Source organism: Amycolatopsis bartoniae (genome assembly GCF_014191255.1).
Lineage (GTDB): Bacteria > Actinomycetota > Actinomycetes > Mycobacteriales > Pseudonocardiaceae > Amycolatopsis_E > Amycolatopsis_E bartoniae.
The window spans coordinates 277,438-301,028 of sequence record NZ_JACHWH010000005.1; the positions used below are offsets into that span (position 1 = coordinate 277,438).

A 23,591-nucleotide genomic window follows, 5' to 3' on the forward strand; every position below is an offset into this window, starting at 1 on the left:
TGCGAACTACGGAAACAGTAGGTCGGCCTCCCGCCGGCCGTCAAGGGGGTACCGCCGTGTCCGAAGTCGACTCCGGAATGTCGAAGACGCTGCACAACGGGTTGCAGATCCTGGAACTGCTCGTCGCGCACCCGCAGGGCCTGACGCTGACGGAGATCGCGGAGAGCGTCGGCGTGCACCGGACGGTGGCGCACCGTCTGGTGAGGACACTCGAAGCGCACCGGCTGTGCCGCCGCGACCGGTTCAAGCGCATCTCGCTGGGCACGGGCCTGGTGCGGCTGGCTGAGCCGGTGGAGCAGGACCTGCGGACGCTCGCGAGGCCGCTGCTGGAGGAGCTGACGGACCTCACGCAGGCGACGGCGCACCTGGTGGTGCGGGAGAACGAGCACGAGGTGCGGATGCTGATGATCGTGGAGCCGCGGCAGTCGCGGATGCACGTGAGCTTCCGGCCCGGCCAGGTGGACCCGGTCGACCGCGGTTCGGCGGGCCTGGCGCTGCTGGCGGCCGCCCCGCCCGCCGACGGCGAACGGGAGGAGGTGGCGCTGGCCCGCAAACGCGGGTTCGCCGTGTCCTACGGGGAGATCGCGCCGTCGATCATCGGGATCTCGGCGATGGTACCGGGGCGCGAGGTGAGCATCGGGCTGTCGCTGTTCGAGGCCCCCGACGAGGAGCGGCTGGGCCGCGCGGTGGTGGACGCCGCCCAGCGGCTGGGGTCACTGCTGCGGTGACCGCGCGACGGGCGGCCGGACCCGGGTAGTGGCTCACCCGGCGGCGGCGTGCCTGACGGCGAGGTAGCCGAACGTCAGGCCCGCGCCCGAGCCCGTAGCGGGCCAGCGTCCGCGAGTCGAGCACGAGCCACGCCGGAACCGCCCGGTGCTCGTACATCGCCCGCGTGAACCTGTGGTAGGACACGACGACGGCCGCGCTCAGCCCGGCCGCCCCGAGCCGACCACGAGCAGGTCGACCTCGTGCGTCACGGCCGCGTCGCCTTGAAGACCAGGGCTTCGAGGGCGAGTGCGTAGCCGTGCCAGCCCGCTCCGGCGAGGTAGACCGCGGCCGAGTCGGCGAAGATGTCTGCCCGCTCCCTGCCGTCGAGGGCGTGCCACTGCGAGATGTGCACGACGGCGAAGGGACGGCCGGTGTCGCGGAGGGCGTCGAGCAGCGGATAGGCCACCGGGGTCAGCCCCGCGGGGTTGACGACGAAGGCGTCGAGCGTCTCGTGGTGCTCGTGCACCCAGTCCACCAGCGCACCCTCGGAGTTGGACTGGAAGTGCACCGCCGACACGCCGAGCCGTTCCGCGGCGGCGTCCACGTCTTCGCCGATCCCGTCGAGCGACTTCGTGCCGTACTTCTCCGGGTTCCGCTTCCCCAGCCGATTGAGGTTCGGCCCGTGCAGGATCGCGATCCGCATCACGAGCCCAGCCGCGTCGGGAGGATCGACGGCGGGATCGGGCCCTTGTTGCGACGGCCCTGCGTCATCTCCTCCCATGCGTGCGCGAGGATCCCGACGCTGCGGCTGAGCACGAACAGCCCGCGCGCCAGCGGCGGCGGAAAACCGAGCTCCGCGTAGATCACCGCGGTGGCACCGTCGATGTTCATCGGCACCGGCTTCGAGCGGCCCTCGTTCAGCAGCCGCTCCACCGCCTGCGCCGCCCGCAGGTGCTCGCCCGCCACCACGCCGTCGGCCACGGCCTGCTCCACCAGGCCCAGCAACGGGTCGCGGCGCGGGTCGCGCGGGTGGAAGCGGTGCCCGAACCCCGGCAGGTACTTGCTGCGCTGCCGGTACTCGGCCACCACCTCCGCGGTCGAATCCAGCCCGCGCGCGACGATCTCCGACAGCAGTCCGGCGCACTGCTCCCCCGCCCCGCCGTGGGAGTCGCCGAGCGCGTTGACCCCCGACGCGATCGCGTTGTTGAGCCCGACCCCGCAGGTCGCGGTCATCCGGGCGATCGCGATCGACGGCGCGTGCGGGCCGTGGTCCACCGACGCCACCATCGCCGCCTCCAGCAGCGCCGCCTCGCGTGGCGACGGCGCGTCTCCCCGCACCAGCAACCAGATCGTCTCGACGAAGCTCCGCGAGCCGATCAGCTCCTGCACCGGCGTGCCCCGCAGCTCGACCACGCCCGGCGCCATCCGGATGATGCCGGTCGCCCACCAGTCCGCCACGTCGGCGACGCTCACGTCCGGGTCCATGTCAGTCCTTTTCGGACGGGGCGAGCGACAGCTCGCCGGGAAGGGGGTGGCTCGGCCGGGGGATCTCGGTCTCCAGCCAGCGCCGGGCGAGCTCCGCGGCAGCGGAGTTGTGCTCCCCGAGCAGCGGTGGCGTGCCCGTGGGGCGCAGCGGCTCGCCGTCGACGAGGACCCCGTTCCCGCTGGTGCGGAACGTCCGGCCCGGCTGCCCGGGAAACGGCAGCTCGGTGAAGAACCCGCGGTGCGCCAGCTGTTCGGACTCCAGCGCCTGCGGCACGGTCAGGATCCGCGCCGCGGGCACGCCCGCCGCCGACAGCCGTTCCTCCCACTCCAGCGCGGGTTTCTCGCGCAGCGCGGCGTTCAGCTCGGCGTTCAGCTCTTCCCGGTGCGCCTTGCGGTCCTCCCGGTCGGCGAACCGCGGATCGGTGACCAGGTCGGGCCTGCCGACGAGGGTGCACAAGGTGACGAACTGCTCCTGGCGGTTCGCGGCGATGTTGACCGGCCCGTCGGCGGCGAAGAACGTGCCCGAAGGCGCCGCGGTCGCGTTGTCCCGGCCCATCGGCTGCGGCGGGATCCCGCTGATCGAGTAGTTGGACACCACCCAGCCCATGGCCGAAATGGACGCTTCGAGCATCGACAGGTCGAGGAAACACCCCTTGCCCGTGCGGTCCCGCCCGACCAGAGCGGCCGAAATGGACAGTGCGGCCATCAGCCCGCCGACCGTGTCCGACACCGGGAACCCGACCCGCAGCGGCGCGGTTTCCGCCGTGCCGGTCACGCTCATCATCCCGGACAGGCCCTGGATGATCTGGTCGTACGCCGGGGCCTTGCTCATCGGCCCGGTCTGGCCGAACCCGGAGATCGCGCAGTAGACCAGCGCCGGGTTGAGCGCCTTCAGCCGTTCCCAGCCCAGCCCCAGCCGGTCGAGCACCCCGGCCCGGTAGTTCTCCAGCACGACGTCCGCGCCCCGCACCAGGTCCTCGAACAACGCACGCTGGCGGGAGTCCTTGAGGTCGAGCTCGACCGACTTCTTGCCCGCGTTCTGGGCGAGGAAGGAGGTGCCCACACCGGCCCGGTTGAGCGTGGCGTCGGGACCGAGGTTCCGCGCCAGGTCACCGGAACCGGGCAGCTCGATCTTCACCACCTCGGCACCGAAGAGCATCAGCTGGTAGCTGCAGTAGGGGCCGGCCAGGACGTTGGTCAGGTCGAGCACCCGGATACCGCGCAGTGGTCTGGTCTGCATTCCCTCTCCTCGTGCGAAGCCGGAAGCCGCGCGCCCTCAGCCGGCGAACGGGTGGTCGAAGCCCCGTTCGGTCATCCGCCGGGCGGTCTCGGTGAGGTCGGCGACGAACTCGCCGATCTTGTCCTCGGGGAAGCGGACCGACGGCCCGCTCAGCGACAGCGCCGCGACGACGGTGCCCCCTCGGCCGAGCAGCGGGACCGCCACCGCGGACAGTCCCTGCTCGCGTTCCCCGTGGCTCACCGCGAAACCCTGTGCGGCGGCTTCCTCGGCGCCGGCCCGCAGGGCGTCGGCGTGCCCGGCGCCGTAGGGGGAACTGCGCGCGATCCTTGCCAGCAAAGCAGGCGAAGCGTCGCGGAGCAAGACCTTCGACGAGGCGCCGCCCCACAGGGGAAGCTCGTCGCCGACGCGCACGACGTGCCGCAGCGGCTGCGGGCTTTCCTGCTGTGCCACGCAAACGCGGTACACATCCCGCAGCACGTAGAGGTTCACGGTCTCGCGCTGGCGGTCGCCGAGGTCACGCATCAGCTGCTTGGTTTCGGCAGGCAGCTCCCAGGTCTGCCGCGCGAGGTGCGCCCAGCGCCAGAGCCCGGGGCCCGCCATGTAGCCCTTGTTCGTCGCCCACAGCAGGCCGTTCTGCTCCAGCGTCTGCGCGAGCCGGATGGCGGTGGTCTTCGCCAGTCCCGTCGCTCTGACGATGTCCGAAATGGACACTGTCGGCTGGGTTTCCGTCAGCAGCCCCAGGATGTCGAGCGCGCGCTGGACGCTGCGCACCCCCTGGGTCTCGCCGCTCTCCGTCGAGGCGCCGTCGCGACGCCCCGCGGCGTCCTCGGCACCGGCCCGCTTCATGATCCACACACTCCTTGCCCCACGGTGGTTTTCCGCCTCCACCATCCTCGGCTTCCCACCCCGGTTCCGCTGCCGGAACCGCCAATGGACCAGTTGGTAACTTCTTCGGCCCGAACCCTTGCCAGCGGCGGGCGGCGGACCGTACGTTACACGGAGTCCGTACAGCGGTCCAGATGTACCGTTTGATGGTTCACAAGGGAGTGTGGCGGTGCTGGAGCACATCCTCGAAGCCGCGAGATCCGCCGATCCGGTCGAAGCCCCCGCGTTCGTCGCCGGGCGGTGGTCCCGCGACGGCTCGCCCGCCGAACGCGTGGGGCCCTACGTCCGCCGCGTGGTCAGCCGGTCGTTCACGGCGGGCGAAGAGCAGGTGCGGCAGGCGGCGCGGTTCGCGGGCGAGAGCGCGGCCGCGGTGGCGCGCCTCGCCCCGGCGACGCGCGCGACGATCCTGGAGCGCGCCGCGCGCCTGGCGACCGAACGCCGTGACGACGTCGCCCGCCTCATCGCACTGGAGCTGGGCAAGCCGGTCAAGGACGGCCGCGCCGAGCTGGACCGCGTCGCCGACACCTTCGCCGTCTGCGCCGGGGAGACGAGGCACATCGGCGGCGACACCCTGCCCGTCGCGGGCTGGGCACGCGGGATCGGCAACACGGCCATGACCTACCGCGCCCCGGCCGGGGTCGCGCTCGCGATCACCCCGTTCAACGCCCCCGCGAACCTGCTGGCACACAAGCTCGGCGCGTCCTTCGCGGCGGGCAACACGACACTGGTCAAGGCTCCCCCGCAGGCTCCCGCGACCACCGCGGCCGTCGTCGCGCTGCTGCTGGAGGCGGGCCTGCCGCCGGAAGCGGTGCAGCTGCTGCACGGCGGCGGTGAGGTCGGCGCGGCGCTGTGCGCGGCCCGCGAGGTCAGCGTCATCAGCTTCACCGGGAGCGCGGAGACCGGGCACGCCGTCGCCCGCGCTGCCGGAGCCAAGCGGCTGGTGCTCGAACTGGGCGGCAACGCGGCGACTCTGGTGTGCGCGGACGCGGACGTCGCGCTCGCCGCGAAGACCTGCGCACGCACCGGTTACAGCAACTCCGGCCAGAGCTGCATCTCCGTGCAGCGGGTGTACGTGCACCGGAGCCGCTTCGACGAGTTCCTGGCGGCCTTCCGCACCGAGGTCGAGGCGCTCGAGGTCGGCGATCCGCTCGACCCTGCCACCGATGTCGGGTCGATGGTGGACGAAGCGGCCGCCGCGCGGGTGGAGAAGTGGACGGCCGAAGCGGTCGCGGGCGGCGCGCGCGTCGTCACCGGCGGCACCCGCGACGGCGCGACGTTGTGCCCGACCATCGTGGCCGACCCGGCGCCCGACGCGACGCTCGTGGTCGAGGAGGTGTTCGGCGCGCTCGTCGCTGTCCTGCCCTTCGACGACGTGGACGCGGTGATCGCGGCGTGCAACGCCAGCCGGTTCGGCCTGCAGGCCGGCGCGTTCACTCACGACGTCCGCACGATCGTCCGGCTCTGGCGCGAGCTGCAGGTCGGCGGGCTGGTGGTGAACGGCTCGTCGAACTACCGGCTCGACCACGTGCCCTTCGGCGGGGTCAAGGACTCCGGCTTCGGCCGCGAGTCGCCCGCCCACATGATCGACGACTACACGGTCGTCAAGACCCTCATCCTCCGCGGCCTCTCGATCTGGGGTGACCGATGACCAACACCATCACCGCCGCCGACGCGCTGGTGCGGCAGCTGGAGTCCTACGGCGTCGAGTACGTCTTCGGGCTCTGCGGGCACACCAACATCGCGTTGCTGGACGCGCTGGGCCGCAGCGGCATCGAGTTCGTGATGGCCCGCCACGAGCAGACCGCCGCGCACGCCGCCGACGGGTACGCCCGCGCGACGGGCAAACCGGGCGTCCTGCTGGTGCACGTCGGTCCCGGCATGATGAACGCCGTCACCGGCGTCGCCACCGCCGCGCTCGACTCGGTGCCGCTGGTCGCGATCTCCGGCGACATCCCCTCCTACTACTCCGGCCGCCACCCCCACCAGGAGGTGAACCTGCACGCCGACGCCGACCAGACGGCGATCTACCGGCCGTTCGTGAAGCGGGCGTGGCACGTGCACCGCGCGGAGGACCTGACGCGCTTCACCGAGCGCGCGTTCTGGACCGCCACCTCGGGGCGTCCCGGCGCGGTGCTGCTCAACGTGCCGATGGACCACTTCAACCGGCAGATCCCGATCACCGAACACCCGCTCGTGCAACACGTCGCGACCCCAGCACTGTCCGATGTGGACGCACGTCGGATCGCGGAGGCGCTGGCCGGCGCGGAGAACCCGCTGGTCTACGTCGGCGGCGGGCTGCGGACCGGCGAGGGCCGGGCGGCGCTGCTCGACCTCGTCGAGCACCTCGACATCCCGGTGGCGCACTCGCTGATGGCCAAGGGCACGCTGCCCGACCGGCACCCGCTGCTGATGGGCATGACCGGGTTCTGGGGCCTGGCGCTGACGAACTCCTACACCCGCAAGGCCGACGTCGTCCTCGCCCTCGCGACCCGCTTCGCCGAGACCGACTCCAGCTCGTGGAACCCCGAGTACACCTGGGCCTTCCCGCCGGGGCGGCTGATCCAGATCGACATCGACGCGGCCGAGATCGGGCGCAACTACCCCGTCGAGATCGGCGCGGTCGCGGACGTCAGCTCCGCGGTTCCGGCGATCGCGGCCGCCGTGAAGCAGCTCGCGCCGGTCGAACGGCCCGGGCTGCGCGAGCAGATCACCACCGCCCGCGGCGAGCTGTTCGCCGCGAGCCAGGAACGCGGCCGCAGCACGGACTTCCCGCTGCGCCCGGAACGGATCCTGGCGGACCTGCGCACCACGCTCCCGTCCGACGCGGTCCTCGTGACCGACGTCGGCTGGAACAAGAACGGCGTGGCGCAGTGCTACGACCTGCCCGAAGACGGCCGGTTCATCACCCCCGGCGGCGCCTCCACCATGGGCTTCGGGCCCGCGGCCGCGGTCGGCGTGCAGCTCGCCCAGCCGGAGAAGGTGGTGGTGGCGCTCGTCGGCGACGGTGGCATGAGCGCGCAGCTGCCCGCAGTCCCGCTCGCCGTCGAACAGGGACTGCCCGTGCTGTTCGTGGTGATGAACAACCGCGCCCACGGCACTATCGCGGATCTGCAGGCCCACAACTTCGGGCGGAGCTTCGGCTGCGAGTTCCGCGACCGCGACGGCAACCCCTCGTCCCCCGACTTCGCGGCCTTCGGCCGTGCCTGCGGCGCCGACGGCTACCTCGTCGAGAGCCCGGAAGGGCTCGTCACCGCGCTGCGCGAGGCGATCGCGAACCGCCGACCGGCGGTGCTCGACGTCCCGATGGTGAACGAACCGGTGCCGACCCCGGGGCACTGGAACATCAACGACATCTACCAAGGCGTCTTCGACTGACACAACGGAGTGGAATCATGACCCGTCTCGGCCTCGGGCGCCTGCTGGCGTCCACGACGGCACTGCTGGCACTGGGCGCGAGCGCCGCGTGCAGCGCACCCGGCGGCTCGTCGTCCTCGACCGCGGACACCAGCGGCCCGATCAAGATCGCGGTGGTCGACGCGCAGAGCGGCCAGCTGTCCTCGCTCGGCGCGTGGGAGTACAAGGGCGCGAAGCTGGCCGTCGATCAGTGGAACGCCAAGGGCGGCGTCAACGGCCGCCAGATCCAGCTGGACGTGTTCGACGACACCGGCGACCCCACGGTGGGCACCAACCTGGCGCGCAAGATCGCCAGCGAGGGCTACGTCGCCATGATCGGCACCGCGGAGAGCGCGGTCACCGTCGCGATGGCGCCGGTGCTGCAGCAGTCGAAGATCCCGAGCATCACCTCCGGGCAGTCGCCGTCGATCACCGCGGTGAAGAGCCCGTTCCAGTTCCTCAACGGCCCCACCAGCACCACCTACGACGAGACGCTCGCGAAGTACCTCGTCGACCAGAAGGGGCTGAAGAGCATCGCGTTCATCAGCAACAACGGCTCCTACGGCAAGGGCGAGCACGACGCGTTCGGCAAGGCACTGGCCGACCGCGGCGTGCGGCCGGTGGACGACCAGGTGGTGACCACCGACCAGAAGGACTTCAGCGCCGCGCTCACCTCGATCCGGCAGAAGAACCCGCAGGTGCTGTTCGTCGGCACCGAGGAGGTCGAGGCCGGGTTGATCGTCAAGCAGGCCCGCGAGCTCGGGCTCACCGCGACGGTCGCGGGCGCCGCCCCGATGGGCACGACCGTGTACCTGTCCACGGCGGGGGCGCAGAACGCCGAGGGCACCGTGGTGAGCAGCCCGTACCTGAGCAACGACGCCAACGACGCGTCACGGGCGTTCGCCCAGGCGTACAAGGCCGCGTACAACGAGGACGCCGAGCTGCACGGCGCCAAGGCCTACGACGGCACCAGCATCTTCCTGACCGCGCTGAAGAACTCGAACGGCGCGACCGGGCAGCAGCTGGCCGACGCCATCCGCGCCACGAAGTACGCCGGCCTGCTCGGCAGCTTCGACTTCGACCAGACCGGCGTCGGTATCCACGCCACCTCGATCGGCGTCATCACCGGCGGCAAGCTCGTGGCGGCCTCCGCCGGCTGACCCGCCTTCCGAAGGGGCCGCGCCGTCGTGCGCGGCCCCTCGTGGCAGAAGGGAATCTCATGCAGGTTTTCCTCCAGACCCTCGTCGGCGGGCTGAGTTTCGGTGCCGTCTACGCCCTCGTCGCGATGGGCTTCTCGATCGTCTACCGCACCATGGGCCTGGTGAACTTCGCCCACGGCCAGGTGGTGATGGTCGGGGCGTACGCGGCGTCGACCTTCTACATGTCCTCGAAGCTGCCGTTCATCCTGGCGATCGTGGTGGCGATGCTCGTCACCGGGCTGATCGCGCTGGTGATGGAACGCGTGCTGCGGCCCTTGGAGAACAAGGACTTCGACCTCATGCTGATCGGCACGATCGGCTTCGGCGTGGTGCTGGAGTCGCTCGCCACCATCATCTGGGGCGCCACCGGCCGCGCCGTGCCCACCCCGGTCGGCACCGAGCCGCTGGACGTGTTCGGCGTGCGCATCCGCACCTACAGCCTCGTCGTGCTGGGCATCGCGGCCGTCGCGACCGTGCTGCTGTTGTTGTTCCTGCAGCGCACGAAACGCGGTGCGGCGATGCAGGCGGTGGCGATGGACCACGAGGCCGCGACCGCCGTCGGCATCCACGTCGGGCGCAGCAACGCGATCGCGTTCGCGGTCGGCGCCGGGCTCGCCGCCCTCGCGGGCGGGCTGGTCGGCCCGCTGCTCTACGTCAGCCCCACGCTCGGCGGGACGCTGGGCATCAAGGGCTTCGCGGCCGCGATCCTCGGCGGCTTCGGCAACATCACCGGCGCGATCGTCGGCGGGCTCGTCATCGGCGTGCTCGACTCGTTCGCGTCCGGGCAGTTCCAGGGCTACTCGGACCTGGTGGTGTTCCTCGTGTTCACCGTCATCGTGATGGTGCGGCCCACCGGGTTCTTCGGCGAGCGGACGGTGAACCGGGCATGAACCTCTTGCTGCGCAACAGGTTTCTCGGTACCAAGGTGCTCGCGGTGGCCGTGGTCGCCGTCGTCGCGTGGTTCCTGCCCTACGGGCTGGACACCTACGGCATCCACGTACTCAATATCGCGGTCGTGTTCGCGTTGCTGGCCGTCGGGCTCGGGCTCGCGATGGGCGTGGCCGGGCAGATCAACCTCGCCCAGGTGGCGTTCTTCGGCATCGGCTCCTACGCGCTGGCCATCTTCACCACCTCGTCCGGGCTGGGCTTCTGGGTCTCGGCCGTGCTGGCGATGCTGGCGACCGCGCTCGCCGGGCTGTTCGTCGGCATTCCCGCGCTGCGCGTGCAGTCGCACTATCTCGGCATCGTCACCCTCGGACTCGCGCTCGCGTTCACGAACTGGGTCACCAACGCGGGAATCGCCGGTGGCGCGGAAGGCATCAGCGGGATCCCGGTGCCGCCGCTGTTCGGCGTCGACCTGTCGAACGAGTACCTCTACTACTACCTCGAACTGATCGTCTTCGCGCTGGCCGTGGCGTTCGCGGTGTTCCTGGTGCGCACCGCGCTGGGCAGGCGGCTGCGGGCGATGCGGGACGACCCGCTGGCCGCCGGGGCGGTCGGCGCGCCGGTGCCCGTGCTGCGGATGACCGCGTTCCTCGCCGCGAGCGTCTACGGCGGCGCGGCCGGGGTGCTCTACGCGGGGCTGATCCACTACATCGCGCCCGAGACGTTCAGCGTCGCGAACATGTTCCTGCTGCTCGCGATGGTGATCATCGGGGGCCGCCACAGCATCGTCGGCTGCGTGGTCGGCGCGATCGTGCTGTCGCTGGTGCGCGAGGCGCTGTCCGACTTCTCGGTGTACGCGCAGCTCGGCTACGGCGCGGTCGTGGTGCTGATGGTCGTGTTCGCGCCGACCGGACTCGCCGGGCTGCCCGGCCGGATCCTCGGCGTTCTCCGGCGCCGGAAGACCGGCGAGCGGGCCGTGCTGGGGGCGTTCCGGCCCTACGGCACCGAGCGGACGGTCGCGGGCGGGGCGCTGGAGATCTCGGAGATCACCAAGCAGTTCCGCGGGCTGCGGGCGCTCGACGGGGTGTCGCTGTCCGTCGCGCCGGGCGAGATCCGGGGCATCGTCGGCCCGAACGGTTCCGGCAAGACGACGTTGTTCAACGTGATCAGCGGGATCTACCCGGCGACGGGCGGCACGGCGTCGTTCGGCGAGCGCGTGCTCACCGGGCGGCGCCCCTACCAGCTGTCGCACCTCGGGCTGGCGCGCACGTTCCAGAACCTGCGGTTGTTCGGGCAGCTGACGGTGGAGGAGAACCTGCTCGTCGCGCTCGACCGCTCGCCGATGCGTTCGCTGTGGCGGTACGTGCTGTGGCCGGTCGGCGTCTGGCGGCACGAACGCGTGCTGCGGCGGGAGGCCGCGGAGCTGCTCGACCGGTTCGGGCTGCGCGATTTCGCCGGTGCGGCACCGAAGTCACTGCCCTACGGCATCCAGCGCCGCGTCGAGCTGGCGCGGGCGATGGCGGCGAAGCCGGCGCTGCTGCTGCTCGACGAGCCCGCGGCGGGGCTGAACGGCCAGGAGGTCGGCCAGCTGCAGGAGATCGTGCGGTCCATTCGCGACAGTGGCGTCACGGTGGTGCTCATCGAGCACAACATGGGCCTGGTGATGTCGTTGTGCGACCGGGTGACCGTGCTCGCCAGCGGCGGCGTGATCGCCGAGGGCACCCCGGCGGAGGTCGCGGTGCGGCCGGAGGTCATCGAGGCGTACCTGGGCGACTCGTTCGACGCGGCGGAGGTCGTGCGGGCGGTGGAAGAGGAGGTGGCACCGTGAGCGGAGATCTCGTGGTCGACGACCTGTCCGTGCACTACGGCGGCGTCCGCGCGGTCGACTCGGTCGGCTTCAGCGTCGGCGCCGGGCGCCGCGTGGGCATCATCGGCGCGAACGGCGCCGGCAAGACGTCCACGCTCAAGGCCCTGATGGGTCTGGTGCCACGCTCGGTGGGCGGGCTGCGGCTGGGTTCCGTGGACCTGACGAAGGTGAAGCCGAAGGACGTGGTGCGCCACGGCATCGGGTACGTGCCCGAGGGCAGGCACGTGTTCGCCGGGCTGACGGTGGAGAAGAACCTGCTGCTCGGCGCGTATCTGCGGTCGTGGAAGGGGAAGACCCAGCAGACGTTGCGCGAGGTGTACGACATGTTCCCGGTGCTCGGGGACATGCGGCACCGCCTGGCCGGGGCGCTGTCCGGCGGGCAGCAGCAGATGCTGGCCATCGGGCGGGCGCTGATGTCGGAACCCCGGCTGGTGCTGCTGGACGAGCCGTCGATGGGATTGTCGCCTCGGCTGGTGGAGGAGGTGCTGTCGATCCTGCAGCGGTTGTCGGAGGCGGGGCTGGGGTTGTTGCTGGTGGAGCAGAACGCGAAGCTGACCTTCGAGGCCACGGAGCGGTGTCTGGTGATGGAGAACGGGCGGGTGGTGATGGCCGGGGAGTCGGCGCAGCTGAGCCGGGACCCGTTGGTTCGGCAGGTGTATTTGGGGTTGTGAGGTTTTGTGGCGGCCCCCGGTTCCAGTGGAGCCGGAGGCCGTCGTTCTGGTTGTTACTTGCAGAACGGTTCTGCTCCTGCCGCGGATTTGATCCCGTGCACGATGAGTTGCTGGAAGTACGCCGCACCGTCGTTCGTGGTGGTGTTGGTGTAGGCCCAGTCCTCGTGGCCCAGTGTGGTCACCCAGGAACGGCCGCCGTCGTAGTACTGGCACCACGCCACCGGGTGGTTGTCGCCGTGGCCGGGGTGGCCCATGGAGCCCTTCGCGCCGTTCGGGAGGGTCTTTTCGTCGACCTTCGCGAGGAAGCGAACATCCGTCGGGAACGGGACCAGGTTGTACCACTCGTCCGTGAAGTTCCAGCGGTTCGGCAGGCCCTTCGTCGACACGTCGTTGCGGTCGACCGTCTGCACGGTGCCCGTCTGCGCCGGTCCGTGATCGTAGTAGTTCGCCCCGCCCAGCAGTCCTTCGTACCACGGCCAGTTGTACTCAGTGCCGAAAGCGTTGTGGATCCCCACGAAACCGCCACCACCCCTGATGTACTGCCGCAGCGAGGTCTGGGCGCTGTCATCGAGGGCGTCGCGCGTGGTACTGAGGAAGATCACCGCGTTGTACCTGAACAGTGTGTTCGGGCTGGCGAGCTGGGTGACGTCCTCCGTCCAGTCCACCGCGAACCCGTTCTGCTGCCCCAACCTGATCATCGCGTTCTGCGCCACGTTCGCCGCGGTCAGCGGAGGGTTCATGCCGGGAGCGAGCGCCGGGCCGAGGTTCGCGTGGCGCGGGCCCGCCGTGCGCGAGTAGACGAGCACCTTCAGGCCCTTCGACAGGTCGAAGTTGCCCCAGCTGTGGTAGCAGTTCGGGTCCAGGCCCCGGCACACGCCGTACTCCGGGTCGCCCAGGTTCGTCGCGCCCGGGTGGCCGCCGCCGTTGTCGTGCGCCGAGGCCGGGACTCCCAGTGCCAGGAGCGTGGTCGCCGCCGCGGCCGCGGCACTCGCGACCGCGGTCAACACCGTTGTTGATTTTCTCATCGCAGGTTCCATCCTTTCGGGGAAGGGAAGGGTCAGAGTTCGAGCAGGTGCCCGTCGGCGGCCACGGCGGCGTTCACCGCGGCCAGCTCGGCCAGCTCCGGCGCACCGGGCAGGACGAGGGGGTTCGTGTTGTTGAGGTGGGTGAACAGGTACCGCGGCCCCGGTTCCGCCGCCAGCAGTGGGAGCACGTCCCGGATAGCGAGGTGCCCCATGCCCGACGCCGGGCGCGCCGGGCCCATCTCGTCCTCGGTGAGGAAGGTGCCGTCCAGCGCGACGACATCCGCGCCGGCGATGGCCTTTCCGAACTCCGCGGACCAGCGGGACAGGCCGGGAGCGTAGACGAAAACGCCCGCCGCGGACTCGAACCGGTAGGCGCAGACCCACTCCCCCGGCTTCATCCGTTTCGCGTACCTCGGCCGCTTGTCGCTCAGAACCGTGGGTACGACACGGAGTCCGCCCGCGAGCTCGAACGGCTCGCCGCCGCGCACCCGGTGTTCACGGACCTCGGTGTATCCGGCCAGCGCGGCTTCGACCGGGAACGCGTGCTTCAGGGCGTGATGCACCCACGCGGTCGCGTAGACGTCGATCCCGCCGGTCTCCCGCAGGCTGAGCAGACCGAGGGTGTGGTCCAGCTCGGCGCTGGTGAACAGGACGCCCCGGATCGGGGTGTCCCGCGTCCCTGGCGGCGGCCGCAGCTCGGGGCTCGCCAGGAGCTGGGTGCGCAGGTCCGGGGACGCGTTGACGAGGTACCAGGCGCTGCCGTCGCCACTGACCGCCAGGCAGTCCTGCGTACGGGAGACGCCGGCCGTCCGCGCACGGTCGCACACCGCGCAGCCGCAGTTCCACTGAGGAGCGCCACCACCGGCGGCGGTGCCCAGAAAGCGGACCTTCATGGCATCCGCCGGGGAACGACGGGCCGCGGCCGGACGTCCGCGACCCCGTCGAGCACGACCTGGTGGTGCTCCGACAGCTCGCACACCGGATCGGTCGCGGCCGCGTCCCCCGTCAGCTGGAACGCCTGGCAACGGCAGCCGCCGAAGTCGATTTCCCTGAGCGCGCAGCTGTGGCACGGGTCGGGCAGCCAGTCGGTGCCGCGGAACCGGCGGAACGCGGGCGAGTCGTACCAGATCTCCCGCAGCGTTCCCGTCCGCACCGAGGGGATTTCCAGCCCCGGCAGGGTTTCCGCCGCGAGACACGGCAGCACGTGCCCGTTCGGCGTCACCGTGAGCTGCCGCGCGCCCCAGCCGTAGTTGCACGGTTTCGGGCGCGGGTCGTAGTAGTCGGCGGCCACGTGCACGATCTCGAACCGGTGCCGCTGCCGGGCGCGCGCGACGTCCGCGTTCGCCCGCTCGACCTGCTCACGGGTGGGTAGCAGCGCCGAGCGGTTGCGCAGGGCCCAGCCGTAGAACTGGGTGTGCGCCAGCTCCAGCCGGTCCGCGCCCAGGAGCGCGGCGAGGTCGGCGATCGCGGGCACGTGGTCGACGTTCTCGCGGTGTAGCACCACGTTGATTGTCAGGGGCAGGCCCGCCGCTCGCACGGCCTCCGCGACGGCGAGCTTGCGGCCGTGCGCGCGCCGCCCGGCGATCCGGTCGGCGTTTCCCGCCTCGGCGTCCTGAATAGACAGTTGGAAGTGGTCCAGTCCCGCCTCGGCGAGCTGAGCGATCCTGGTGCTGTTGAGCGAAATCCCGCTGCTGACCAGGTTCGTGTAGAGCCCGAGCCGGTGCGCCGCGGCGACCAGCTCGATCAGATCGCGGCGCAGGCCCGGCTCCCCGCCCGACAGGTGCAGCTGCAGCACACCCAGCTCGCGGGCCTGCTCGAACACGTCCAGCCACGCGCGGGTGTCGAGCTCGTCACGGTAGTCGGTGAGGTTGAGCGGATTCGCGCAGTAGCCGCACTGGAGGGGACAGCGATAGGTCAACTCGGCGAGCAGCCCCAGTGGCACCGGCGCGCTGATGTCCCGTGTGGACTCTCTACTTGAGACAGCTGCCGCGGCGACGACGTCCGGACCCGTCTCCACGAGTTTGCGCTTTTCCAGGTCGGCCAGGATGCGGACCACCGACTCGGCGGTCACCCCGGCGTAGACCTCGGCGAGATCGGCCGCGATCTCCGCCGCGGTACGGCGAGTGTCGCAACGGGACACGACCGCGGCCGCGGTTTCGTTCAGCAGCAGCACGCCTTCCGGATACAGCAGCACCGGCCGCCCGCGGACGGCGTCGAACTCCAGCCGGACGCCGCGCCGCAACCCTGGCCCGCTCATGCGCGCCTCGCGTAGTCCACCGCGTCGAGCACCGCCCACAGCACGTCACACTTGAACGACAGGGCCCGGATCGCCGCGTCCTGCTCCGCGCGGGTGGTGCAGTGGTCGAGCACGAGCTTGAGCGTGAAAGCGCTGTCTTGGCGCGCCGCAGGAATCCGGCGGTCGAAATACGCGAAACCCGCCGGCTCGATCCAGCCGTAGTGCTTGCGCCAGGCGTTGACGCGGTCGGTCATGTGGCCGGGCGAGAACAGCTCGGTCAGCGCGGCCGCGACGCCTTCGATCCACGGCCTGGTGCGGCAGAAGTCCAGGTAGCCGTCGACGGCGAACCGCACGCCGGGCAGGACGTGCCGTTCGTCGAGCACCTCCGCCGTGCTCAGCCCGACCGCCTCCGCCAGGCGCAGCCACTGCGCCATCCCGCCCTCGCCCTCGCGTTCCCCGTCGTGGAAGGAGATGCGCTCCAGCCACCCGCGGCGGACCTCCGGCAGCGGGCACGCCGCCACGATCGCGGCGTTCTTCTGCGGCAGGCACTTCTGGTAGTACCAGCGGTTGGCCACCCACCGGCGCAGGTCGGCCGGCTCGCAACCGCCCTCGTGCAGCCGGAGGTGGAACGGGTGGTGCGCCCAGTAGCGCTTTTCCAGGCCGAGCAGGGCGTCGGTCAGTTCGGCCCGGCTCAGCGGGCCTGCCACGGCCCGCTCTCACCGGCGTACGCCGTGACCTCGGGCCGGGTCTCGTAGCATTCGGCCACGGGCTCCGACCACAGTGGACGGTCGACGGCGATCTCCTGGGGCACCAGGGTTTCCATGCGGAAGTCCTTTCGACGAGAACCACGTAGCGGACCAGTCGGACCGCCTGGTGTTCCGAAGGTACCTCGCTGCCCCGACCGGAACAAGAGGCGAACGCTCTTGTGAGCCGGGGCCGCGAGGATTTAAGCTCGACCGTCGAACGGACCGTCTGGACCACCAGGTGGACCTCCTCAACGTAGAGAGGGCGCATCGATGGATCGACGCAAATTCCTGAGCGGTGCGGCGGGAGCCACGGTGGCGGGGACGGTGCTCGGCGCCCGGCCCGCCGCGGCGGCGGCCGTCGCCACGCCGCGGCAGCCGGACTCCTTCGCCCATCCCGGCAAGGACTTCCCGAAGGTCGGCGGCGACCTGGGCAACCAGAACCACACGCCGCTGGACCAGATCAACCGGCGCACGGTGGACCGCCTCGGTGGCGCCTGGCACGTCAACCTCGAAGGCGGGGACACCTCCAGCGCGCAGCAGAGCACGATCGTCGCGCAGGACGGCGTGCTCTACGTCCAGACCACGCAGCAGAACGTGTTCGCGGTCGACGGCAGGACCGGCGCGGTCCGGTGGAAGACGAACGTCGGCTCGAACAAGACGAACATGCGCGGCGTCGCACTGGGCCAGGGCAAGGTGTTTTCGACGTCCGGCGCGAACATCGTGTACGCGCTGGACCAGAAAACCGGCGCGGTGGTGTGGAAGACGCAGCTGCTGACCGAGGACCCGACGCAGGGCACGCCCGAGCCGTGCGATCCCGCGAACGGCCAGTGCGGCGGCGCGACGGGCACCCTCGCCGGCGCGATCGTGTACTGGGACGGGCTGATCTACGTCGGTATGCAGGGCAGCACCGCGGGGGCGCGAGGACGCGCGTACGCGCTCGACGCGGCCACCGGCAAGATCGCGTGGACTTTCTGGGCGGTGCCCGGCCCGGGCCAGTTCGGCAACGACACGTGGGAGGGCGACAGCTGGCAGACCGGCGGCGCCGTGCCGTGGATCCATCCGGCCGTGGACCCCGACCTGGGGCTCGTCTACTGGACCTTCGGCAACCCGTACCCGCGCACCAACGGCTCGACGCGTGCGGGCGACAACCTGTTCGCGAACTGCATCGTCGCCATCGACGCCAAGACCGGCCAGCGGCGCTGGCACTTCCAGTCGGTGCACCACTGCATCTGGGACTACGACAACGTGATGGCCCCGGTGCTCGCCGACCTGCGCATCGACGGGAAGCTGCGCAAGGTGGTGGTGTACGGCAGCAAGGTCGGGATGTACTACATCCTGGACCGCACCAACGGAAAGCCGGTGCAGGGCGTCGAGGAGCGGCCGGTGCCGCAGGACGCGCGGCAGAAGACCGCGCCGACCCAGCCATATCCGGCGGGCGATCCGTTCGTCCCGCAGGAACCCAGGCTGGACAACGCCACCCGGCCGGTTCCCTTCTACCCCAACGGCGGCCTGTTCACGCCGCACTGGGACCGGGCGACGATCATCTTCCCCGGCGCGGGCGGCGGCGCCGACTGGGCGCACGTGTCGTTCAACCCCGGGACCGGCTGGATCTACGTCGGGTACGGGCTGATCAACTCCGCGTACTCCAACACCAACGGCGGGCGCGTCAACACCGCCCGGCCCTACGGCGAGTACTTCGCGGGCGGCCTCGCGGCAGTGGACCCGAAGACCAACAAGCTGGTGTGGAGCAAGGACAGCGAGTGGTCCCTGGCGCACGGCAACGGAATCCTGACCACCGGCGGCGGAGTGATGTTCCAGGGCGGGCCGGACGGCAACCTGATCGCCATGGACGACACGGACGCCCGCGAGCTGTGGCGGTTCCAGTGCGGTGCCGGGGTGCACACCAGCCCGGTGAGCTACGAGATCGACGGGCAGCAGTACCTGGCGGTCTTCGCGGGCGGCAACGGTTTGCCGTACCCGGACATCCCCAAGGGCGACCACCTGTGGGCGTTCAAGCTCGGCGGAAAGGTCGGCCCGGTGGCGGCGCCCACTCCCCCGTCGCGGCGCAACCAGATCCGCACCGCACCGGTCACCGCCGCGGCGGCCGGCTACACGGTGACACTGGGGCGGATCTGGGACGCGACCGCGGGAAGGCCGGGCGCGCAGGAGAACACGGTGGCGCAGAACGCGATGTCGCCGCACAACCTGACGGTGCCGGTCGGCACGGAGATCACCTTCCTCAACCCGCCGGACAACGCCACCGCCCACGGCGCCGTGTCGTTCTTCGAGTACGAGTTCGACTCCGGCACGCTCATGCCGGGCCAGTCGTTCAAGCACACGTTCAGCCAGAAGGGCGAGTTCTTCTACAACGACCCGATCTACCCCCAGAACACGGGAAAGATCGTGGTGGTTTGAGGGCCTTTTCGAGGAGGTAGGGATCGGGACCACCTCCGCGCTGCGCCGTCGCAATGAACCATCTGGTTAGGTACCGGATGGTTCATTAGCGGTGGGGAGGCTGTCAAGGGTGCTGCACGGGTTCGCCTTGGCGGCATGGGCCAGGCGGCGGTTGCGGCAGGTCACGCTGGCGCGATCCGCCCGAGCGGGCTCGTCGCGCCCGGGGTTCCACCCGGGCGCGCGGCGGCCGCTCGGGGACCGGGGCGACCGATGGCGGAATCGCGCGGAGACCACCCGCCCGCCAGCCCCTCCGCCCGGCGCGGCATCTCAGGCGGGGTGACCGGCGGTCGAGCCACTCGGGACAGGCGCCGGAAATCCATCGGTCCAACCAGCTCCCCCGCCGGGCCCCAGCCCCACTCCTGGGCGGAAGCGAGCGGCGGCACCACCGCATGCGACTCGAGCCACCCGGGCACGCGACGGAAATCCCTCGGCCCGGCCAGCTCCTCCACCTCATCCGGCATCCGCTTCTGCACCGGGGCGCGCGGGGTGTTACTCGTCGCGCCAGCGGTTGTTCAGGAAGGCGTCGTCGTCCTCCTCCGGGTCCTCCGACCGGGCGCGGGCGCGGCGCGGGGCGCGTTCCGGCGGGGGTGGTGGCGGCGGAGCCACCGGCTGCACGAACGACTGCGGCGTCACGGCCTCTTCGGCCTCGGTCTCCTCCGCGAAGCCCTCGGGCTCGAAGTCCAGCTCCTGCACCGCGTCGGGGCGTTCCTCCTCGCCCGCCTCGCGGCGGCCCAGTTCCCGGCGGTGTTCGAGGTACCGCTCGGCCGCCTGGGCCTGCTTGGTCATGTACTCCTGCGCCTCGGCCTTGATCACGGCGCTCTGCCGCTGGTGCAGCGCCCGCCGGTCGGCCTGCTCGCGCACCAGGCCCGCCAGCGTCGCCTTCAGCTGCTGGATCTCGTCGGTGACCATGCGTCCTCCTCCGGGCAGCCGCTCAGCGGCGCTTGGCCGGCTTCTCGTCGTCGTCCAGCGAACCGATGATCCGCGGCCCCGGCTTCTCGCCCGCGTCGAAGATGCCGCCGTCGATGCGGTACGCCCGCGAGCTGCGCTGCTGGTCCTCACCCCCACCGCCGTGCCCACCACCCATCGCGCCCAGGCCACCCAACCCGGCCAGCCCCGCGGGCTGCTGTACCGGCGGGGTGACCGGCACCGCGGACTGCGCACCGGGCGGCGCGTCCGCGGTCGGCACAGCGGCACCGACCTGCACACCTGTGGCCAGTCGCGCGGACTCACCCACCCCCACGAGGTCGGGTGTGGTACCGCCACCGCCGCCACCGAGGTCCGGCACGTCGGCTCCACCGCCCCCGCCCGACACCGGCAGATCTGCCGCGTCCGCGGACACCGGCAAGTCCGGCACCTCGGCGGCGGCAGGCAGATCCTCGACATCGCCGGACACCGGCAGGTCCGGCACCTCGGCGGCGGCAGGCAGATCCGCCGCATCCGTAGACACCGGCAAGTCCGGCACCTCGGCGGCTTCGGGCAGATCCTCGACATCGCCGGGCACCGGCAGGTCCGGCACCTCGGCGGCGGCAGGCAGATCCTCGACATCGCCGGACACCGGCAGGTCCGGCGCCTCGGCGGCTTCGGGCAGGTCCAGGTTCGCGGGCTCCGCGCTCGACGGGCTCCCACTCGCGAACGCGTCCACACTGCCCGGAACGTCCGAAGTGGACTTCCCGGCACCGTCCCCCTCACCCAGCGTGTACTTCGTCGGCGTGCCGGAGCCGTCGTCGACGGTGACGACCGTCGGGCCGTCCGGGCCGTCGGGGCGCTCGGCGGTGATCTCGGTGCCGCCGTCCTGGATGTGGATCTTGCCGTCCGGGCCGGGGACGTAGGCGCCGTCCGCGGCGGAACCGGCGGCGCGGGACCAGTCGAGCTTGAAGTCCTTCGGCGTGCCGGACCCGTCGTCGACCTTGATGTCCATCTTCCCGTCGGCGTCGGGCTCGGTCATCTCGAAGGTCTTGCCGCCCTGCTCGACCTTCAGGTGGTCCAGCTGCTCGTCCTCGCTGCCGTCCAGCCCCGGCAGGTCCGGCACCGAACTGCCGGAACCAGAGCCACCCAACGAATCCGCACTACTCGGTGTGTCCGCATCGGACCCCGACAGGTCAGGCACCGAACCACCGGCCCCCGAACCCGAGCCGGACCCGGTACCACCGCCGTACCCGTCACCGGGATAGGAACTCCCCGGCCCCGCCCCGGAACCGGATCCCGAGCCGCTGTACCCGGAACTCCCGGTCCCGGAACCCGAACCCGGCCCGGAACCTCCAAAGCTCCCCGCGCTCTCCCCGTCGCCGAACTCGTTCTCCACCTTCCCCATCACCTTGTCGAGCGCGTCGTACGCCTGGTCGACCAGGTCGAGGGTGTCCTTGCAGAGCTTGTCGAACCCCTTGTACAGCACGTCCCACATCTCGGGGTTGAACTGCCGTTGGATCCACTGCTTGGCCAGATCCTGGCCGTGGCGCTGGATGTCGTCGTCATCGCAGCAGCCGTCGTCGTCGAGGGTCTTGACGAGGTCCGTGCCGAAGTTGGCGTCCATCCAGCCGGCGATCTGCGCGAGGTCGTCCTTGCTGCCGTGCTCACCGCTGGCGACCGCGACGACCTTCTGCGCCAGCGCGTAGTCCGCCTTGCCCACCTGGTCGGTGTACATCTCGATGACCGCGTCGGCCTTGCCCTTGCACAGCTGGAACACCGTGGTGACCGCCGCGCCCACGGCCTCGCTCACGCCCTCCAGGGTCTGCGAGAGCTTGACCGCCTTGGGCTGGATCTGCTCGTTGTAGTGGTCCGACGCCGCGTCCGCGCCCCCGCCGGTCCAGCTCTGGAACAGGGTGCTCAGCGCGCTTCCGGTGTCCTGCACCGTCTGGTCCACCGACTGGGAGCCGGCCTTGAAGTGGCCCGCGTCGTCGGCGAAACCCTGGAAGTCGATCCCCCGCTGCTCGTCGTAGCGCTTCTTGATGTCGGTGGCGTAGTCGAGCGGGCGCGTGTTGCCGCGGCAGTCGTCGGGCAGCTTCGCCAGCAGCGACCCGAAGGTCTGGAACACCTTCAGCGCGGGCTCGGCGGCGTCGAAGATCTCGTCGGAGTTCCTGGTGCCTCCGCCGCCGGCCGCGGGCTCCTGCTTGTCCTCCAGCTGGGTCTTGCCGTCGTCGACGGCCTTCTTGTCCGCGTCGTCGTTGTACGACGCCTGGTCACCGCTGCGCTTCGCGGCGTCGTAGGCGTCGTCGACGGACTTGGCCACGAACGGGTTGGCGTTGTAGGCACTGGCGTACCGGCCGGCCTCGTCCGGCTCGCCGGGGTGCGCCATGATCCAGCTGCTGATCAGGCCGGTCTTGTCGCCCGGCGGCACCGCCGGGTCGTCCAGCAGCGCCTTGACCTCGTCCCACGTCCGCTCGGCCATCAGAACTTCCCCGCGTCCGAGATCGCGCCGGTGCCCGCGGTGTACCCGCCGCTCATGTGCCGAGCCCCCTGTCCGGGCGGCCGAGGTCAGCCGCCCGGAACGACCCTACCGCCGGAACTCAGTCCGAGGCAGGCACTTCGCGGCGTCCGGAAACGCGGCTCGCGGCCGGTTCCCGCGTGCAGAGCAGCATCAGCAGGGCGCCGAGCACGGCGAGCACGCACATCACCACGAAGCCGCTGGTGAAGGTGCCCGTGCCGGTCACGATGAAGCCCATCACCGACGGGGCGACGATGCCCGACAACGCGAACGCCGCGTCCGCGAACCCGGCGGCGCTCGCGGGCTGCGCCGGGGCCGCGTCGATGGACGCGACCCACCAGATGCCGCCCGTGATGAACCCGAAGCCGACGCCCAGCGAGATCGACACCAGCGCGGTGACCAGCGTGGGCGCGACGATCACGGGAACGAGCGAGGCACCCGAGAGCAGCAGCGCGACGCCGATCACCGTGAACCGGCTGCGCACCCGGCGGTTGCGGGCGTACACCCGGTCCACCACGAGCCCGCCGAGGACCGCGCCGACGACGCCGGCCGCCCACGGCGCGATCGAGAACGCGCCCACCTGCTTGAGGTTCAGGCCGTAGGACTGCTGCAGGTACTGCGGCAGCCAGTACAGGAAGCCCCAGAACATGAAGCCCCACGCGAAGTAGCCGGCGCCGATGATCCACAGGTTCCGGTTGGCCAGCAAGCGCTTCCAGTCGACCGGGCCGTGCGTGCCCTCGGTCTCCTCCGCGCGCTGGTCCGCGGCGATGTACGCGCGCTCTTCCTCGCTGACCCGCGGGTTGTCCTTCGGGGTGTTGTACAGCAGGCCGAGCGCCGCCACGGCCCACAGCAGGCCCGCGCCGGTCAGCACCCAGAACATGCCGCGCCAGCCGGCCACGTCGATCAGCTGCGTGACGATCGGCCCGCCGATCAGGAGACTGCCCGACACCGCGACGCCGCCGATGAGCGACAGCGCGAACCCGCGCTCGGACTGGCGCAGCCACCGGCTGACGGTGCGCGTGGCCGCCGGGAACGCGGGCGCCTCGCCCGCGCCGAGCAGGATGCGGATCAGCAGCAGCCCGGTGAACCCGCCCGCGACCGGGGTGATCGCGCTGGCGACCGACCAGATCAGCATGCCGGCGAGCAGGACGCGCCGTGGCCCGAACCGGTCCACGAGCGGGCCGGACAGCAGCGCGAACACCAGGTATCCCACCGAGAACGCGCTGCTGATCAGCCCGTACTGGGTGGTGCTGATGCCGAACGCCTTCGACAGCGGCGCGACCGCGTACGAGATGGCGCTGCGGTCGATGTAGTTGATCACGATCAGCACCAGGATGGTGGCGATCGTGACCCAGCGGAAGTGCTTTCTCATGGCC

General features: G+C 71.0%; 20 protein-coding genes and 1 pseudogene. 8 read left to right on the top strand and 13 right to left on the bottom strand.

All coding sequences use genetic code 11. The features are described from left to right. Nucleotides 1–56: 56 nt before the first annotated feature. A complete protein-coding gene (locus FHX82_RS24845) occupies nt 57–728 on the top strand; it encodes an IclR family transcriptional regulator (protein ID WP_229880364.1) in 672 nt (223 codons plus the stop codon). A gap of 245 nt (nt 729–973) precedes the next feature. Here the strand turns inward: FHX82_RS24845 and FHX82_RS24850 are convergent, their stop codons facing one another. From FHX82_RS24850 to FHX82_RS24865, 4 genes are read right to left on the bottom strand one after another with little or no spacing between them, the layout of a single operon-like run. Continuing rightward, nucleotides 974–1,411, bottom strand: a complete 438-nt coding sequence (locus tag FHX82_RS24850; RefSeq protein ID WP_183176808.1) for a type II 3-dehydroquinate dehydratase — start codon at nt 1,409–1,411, stop codon at nt 974–976. After that, nucleotides 1,411–2,193 (bottom strand): citryl-CoA lyase, encoded by a 783-nt coding sequence (locus FHX82_RS24855; RefSeq protein ID WP_145934609.1) that lies wholly within the window; start codon nt 2,191–2,193, stop codon nt 1,411–1,413. The genes FHX82_RS24850 and FHX82_RS24855 overlap by 1 nt, the downstream gene beginning before the upstream one ends. Before the next feature lies 1 nt (nt 2,194). Beyond that, complete coding sequence (locus FHX82_RS24860; protein WP_145934608.1) at nt 2,195–3,433, bottom strand: CaiB/BaiF CoA transferase family protein; 1,239 nt, start codon at nt 3,431–3,433, stop codon at nt 2,195–2,197. Nucleotides 3,434–3,469: 36 nt separating this feature from the next. Beyond that, a complete protein-coding gene (locus tag FHX82_RS24865) occupies nt 3,470–4,279 on the bottom strand; it encodes an IclR family transcriptional regulator (protein ID WP_145934607.1) in 810 nt (269 codons plus the stop codon). Nucleotides 4,280–4,487: 208 nt separating this feature from the next. Here FHX82_RS24865 and FHX82_RS24870 point away from each other — a divergent pair, with 208 nt between their 5' ends. The 6 genes from FHX82_RS24870 to FHX82_RS24895 are packed head-to-tail and all read left to right on the top strand — an operon-like array spanning nt 4,488 to nt 12,333. Then, nucleotides 4,488–5,966: an aldehyde dehydrogenase family protein gene (locus FHX82_RS24870; RefSeq protein ID WP_183176809.1), complete on the top strand. Its 1,479-nt coding sequence runs from the start codon at nt 4,488–4,490 to the stop codon at nt 5,964–5,966. Beyond that, nucleotides 5,963–7,693, top strand: a complete 1,731-nt coding sequence (locus FHX82_RS24875; protein WP_145934605.1) for a thiamine pyrophosphate-binding protein — start codon at nt 5,963–5,965, stop codon at nt 7,691–7,693. Before FHX82_RS24870 ends, FHX82_RS24875 begins: the two co-directional genes overlap by 4 nt. Nucleotides 7,694–7,710: 17 nt before the next feature. Continuing rightward, the gene (locus tag FHX82_RS24880) at nt 7,711–8,871 is read left to right on the top strand and encodes an ABC transporter substrate-binding protein (RefSeq protein WP_145934604.1); all 1,161 of its coding nucleotides are present in this window, start codon (nt 7,711–7,713) and stop codon (nt 8,869–8,871) included. A gap of 59 nt (nt 8,872–8,930) precedes the next feature. Continuing rightward, nucleotides 8,931–9,800, top strand: a complete 870-nt coding sequence (locus FHX82_RS24885) for a branched-chain amino acid ABC transporter permease (protein WP_145934603.1) — start codon at nt 8,931–8,933, stop codon at nt 9,798–9,800. Continuing rightward, nucleotides 9,797–11,623, top strand: a complete 1,827-nt coding sequence (locus FHX82_RS24890) for a branched-chain amino acid ABC transporter ATP-binding protein/permease (RefSeq protein WP_145934602.1) — start codon at nt 9,797–9,799, stop codon at nt 11,621–11,623. The genes FHX82_RS24885 and FHX82_RS24890 overlap by 4 nt, the downstream gene beginning before the upstream one ends. After that, nucleotides 11,620–12,333 carry an ABC transporter ATP-binding protein gene (locus FHX82_RS24895; RefSeq protein ID WP_145934601.1) on the top strand — a complete coding sequence of 238 codons (714 nt, stop codon included), beginning with the start codon at nt 11,620–11,622 and terminating at the stop codon, nt 12,331–12,333. The genes FHX82_RS24890 and FHX82_RS24895 overlap by 4 nt, the downstream gene beginning before the upstream one ends. A gap of 53 nt (nt 12,334–12,386) precedes the next feature. Here the strand turns inward: FHX82_RS24895 and FHX82_RS24900 are convergent, their stop codons facing one another. The 6 genes and pseudogenes from FHX82_RS24900 to FHX82_RS37190 form a co-directional block, all read right to left on the bottom strand. Then, nucleotides 12,387–13,358, bottom strand: a complete 972-nt coding sequence (locus FHX82_RS24900) for a ThuA domain-containing protein (RefSeq protein WP_145934600.1) — start codon at nt 13,356–13,358, stop codon at nt 12,387–12,389. A gap of 32 nt (nt 13,359–13,390) precedes the next feature. Then, nucleotides 13,391–14,251, bottom strand: a complete 861-nt coding sequence (gene pqqB / locus FHX82_RS24905) for a pyrroloquinoline quinone biosynthesis protein PqqB (protein WP_145934599.1) — start codon at nt 14,249–14,251, stop codon at nt 13,391–13,393. Next, nucleotides 14,248–15,312: a pyrroloquinoline quinone biosynthesis protein PqqE gene (pqqE, locus tag FHX82_RS24910; RefSeq protein ID WP_229880393.1), complete on the bottom strand. Its 1,065-nt coding sequence runs from the start codon at nt 15,310–15,312 to the stop codon at nt 14,248–14,250. Before pqqE ends, pqqB begins: the two co-directional genes overlap by 4 nt. Nucleotides 15,313–15,384: 72 nt before the next feature. After that, nucleotides 15,385–15,615 (bottom strand): annotated as a pseudogene (gene pqqD / locus FHX82_RS38065) (pyrroloquinoline quinone biosynthesis peptide chaperone PqqD); the annotation flags it as partial. Further along, nucleotides 15,612–16,301, bottom strand: a complete 690-nt coding sequence (gene pqqC, locus FHX82_RS24915) for a pyrroloquinoline-quinone synthase PqqC (RefSeq protein WP_145934597.1) — start codon at nt 16,299–16,301, stop codon at nt 15,612–15,614. The pseudogene pqqD and the gene pqqC, both read right to left, overlap by 4 nt. Then, complete coding sequence (locus FHX82_RS37190) at nt 16,286–16,417, bottom strand: hypothetical protein (protein WP_260172352.1); 132 nt, start codon at nt 16,415–16,417, stop codon at nt 16,286–16,288. The genes pqqC and FHX82_RS37190 overlap by 16 nt, the downstream gene beginning before the upstream one ends. A 193-nt stretch (nt 16,418–16,610) precedes the next feature. On the opposite strand from FHX82_RS37190, the gene FHX82_RS24920 reads away from it, so the two are divergent. Beyond that, the gene (locus FHX82_RS24920) at nt 16,611–18,755 is read left to right on the top strand and encodes an outer membrane protein assembly factor BamB family protein (protein ID WP_145934596.1); all 2,145 of its coding nucleotides are present in this window, start codon (nt 16,611–16,613) and stop codon (nt 18,753–18,755) included. Between the two features lie 528 nt (nt 18,756–19,283). Here FHX82_RS24920 and FHX82_RS24925 read toward each other — a convergent pair. From FHX82_RS24925 to FHX82_RS24935, 3 genes are all read right to left on the bottom strand, one after another. Further along, nucleotides 19,284–19,703: a hypothetical protein gene (locus FHX82_RS24925; protein WP_145934595.1), complete on the bottom strand. Its 420-nt coding sequence runs from the start codon at nt 19,701–19,703 to the stop codon at nt 19,284–19,286. Nucleotides 19,704–19,725: 22 nt separating this feature from the next. Then, entirely contained in the window at nt 19,726–22,179 is a 2,454-nt protein-coding gene (locus FHX82_RS24930) for a WXG100 family type VII secretion target (RefSeq protein WP_229880365.1), read from the bottom strand. A 118-nt stretch (nt 22,180–22,297) separates the two neighbouring features. After that, nucleotides 22,298–23,587: an MFS transporter gene (locus tag FHX82_RS24935; protein WP_145934593.1), complete on the bottom strand. Its 1,290-nt coding sequence runs from the start codon at nt 23,585–23,587 to the stop codon at nt 22,298–22,300. Between the last annotated feature and the right edge of the window lie 4 nt (nt 23,588–23,591).

What these genes read in the sequence shown, in the direction of transcription:
- FHX82_RS24930 (WP_229880365.1), bottom strand. Translation starts at nt 22,179, where the DNA reads ATGGCCGAGCGGACGTGGGACGAGGTCAAGGCGCTGCTGGACGACCCG.
- FHX82_RS24900 (WP_145934600.1), bottom strand. Translation starts at nt 13,358, where the DNA reads ATGAGAAAATCAACAACGGTGTTGACCGCGGTCGCGAGTGCCGCGGCC.
- FHX82_RS24935 (WP_145934593.1), bottom strand. Translation starts at nt 23,587, where the DNA reads ATGAGAAAGCACTTCCGCTGGGTCACGATCGCCACCATCCTGGTGCTG.
- FHX82_RS24855 (WP_145934609.1), bottom strand. Translation starts at nt 2,193, where the DNA reads ATGGACCCGGACGTGAGCGTCGCCGACGTGGCGGACTGGTGGGCGACC.
- FHX82_RS24850 (WP_183176808.1), bottom strand. Translation starts at nt 1,411, where the DNA reads ATGCGGATCGCGATCCTGCACGGGCCGAACCTCAATCGGCTGGGGAAG.
- FHX82_RS24860 (WP_145934608.1), bottom strand. Translation starts at nt 3,433, where the DNA reads ATGCAGACCAGACCACTGCGCGGTATCCGGGTGCTCGACCTGACCAAC.
- FHX82_RS24890 (WP_145934602.1), top strand. Translation starts at nt 9,797, where the DNA reads ATGAACCTCTTGCTGCGCAACAGGTTTCTCGGTACCAAGGTGCTCGCG.
- FHX82_RS24880 (WP_145934604.1), top strand. Translation starts at nt 7,711, where the DNA reads ATGACCCGTCTCGGCCTCGGGCGCCTGCTGGCGTCCACGACGGCACTG.
- pqqB (WP_145934599.1), bottom strand. Translation starts at nt 14,251, where the DNA reads ATGAAGGTCCGCTTTCTGGGCACCGCCGCCGGTGGTGGCGCTCCTCAG.
- FHX82_RS37190 (WP_260172352.1), bottom strand. Translation starts at nt 16,417, where the DNA reads ATGGAAACCCTGGTGCCCCAGGAGATCGCCGTCGACCGTCCACTGTGG.
- FHX82_RS24875 (WP_145934605.1), top strand. Translation starts at nt 5,963, where the DNA reads ATGACCAACACCATCACCGCCGCCGACGCGCTGGTGCGGCAGCTGGAG.
- FHX82_RS24865 (WP_145934607.1), bottom strand. Translation starts at nt 4,279, where the DNA reads ATGAAGCGGGCCGGTGCCGAGGACGCCGCGGGGCGTCGCGACGGCGCC.
- FHX82_RS24920 (WP_145934596.1), top strand. Translation starts at nt 16,611, where the DNA reads ATGGATCGACGCAAATTCCTGAGCGGTGCGGCGGGAGCCACGGTGGCG.
- FHX82_RS24885 (WP_145934603.1), top strand. Translation starts at nt 8,931, where the DNA reads ATGCAGGTTTTCCTCCAGACCCTCGTCGGCGGGCTGAGTTTCGGTGCC.
- FHX82_RS24925 (WP_145934595.1), bottom strand. Translation starts at nt 19,703, where the DNA reads ATGGTCACCGACGAGATCCAGCAGCTGAAGGCGACGCTGGCGGGCCTG.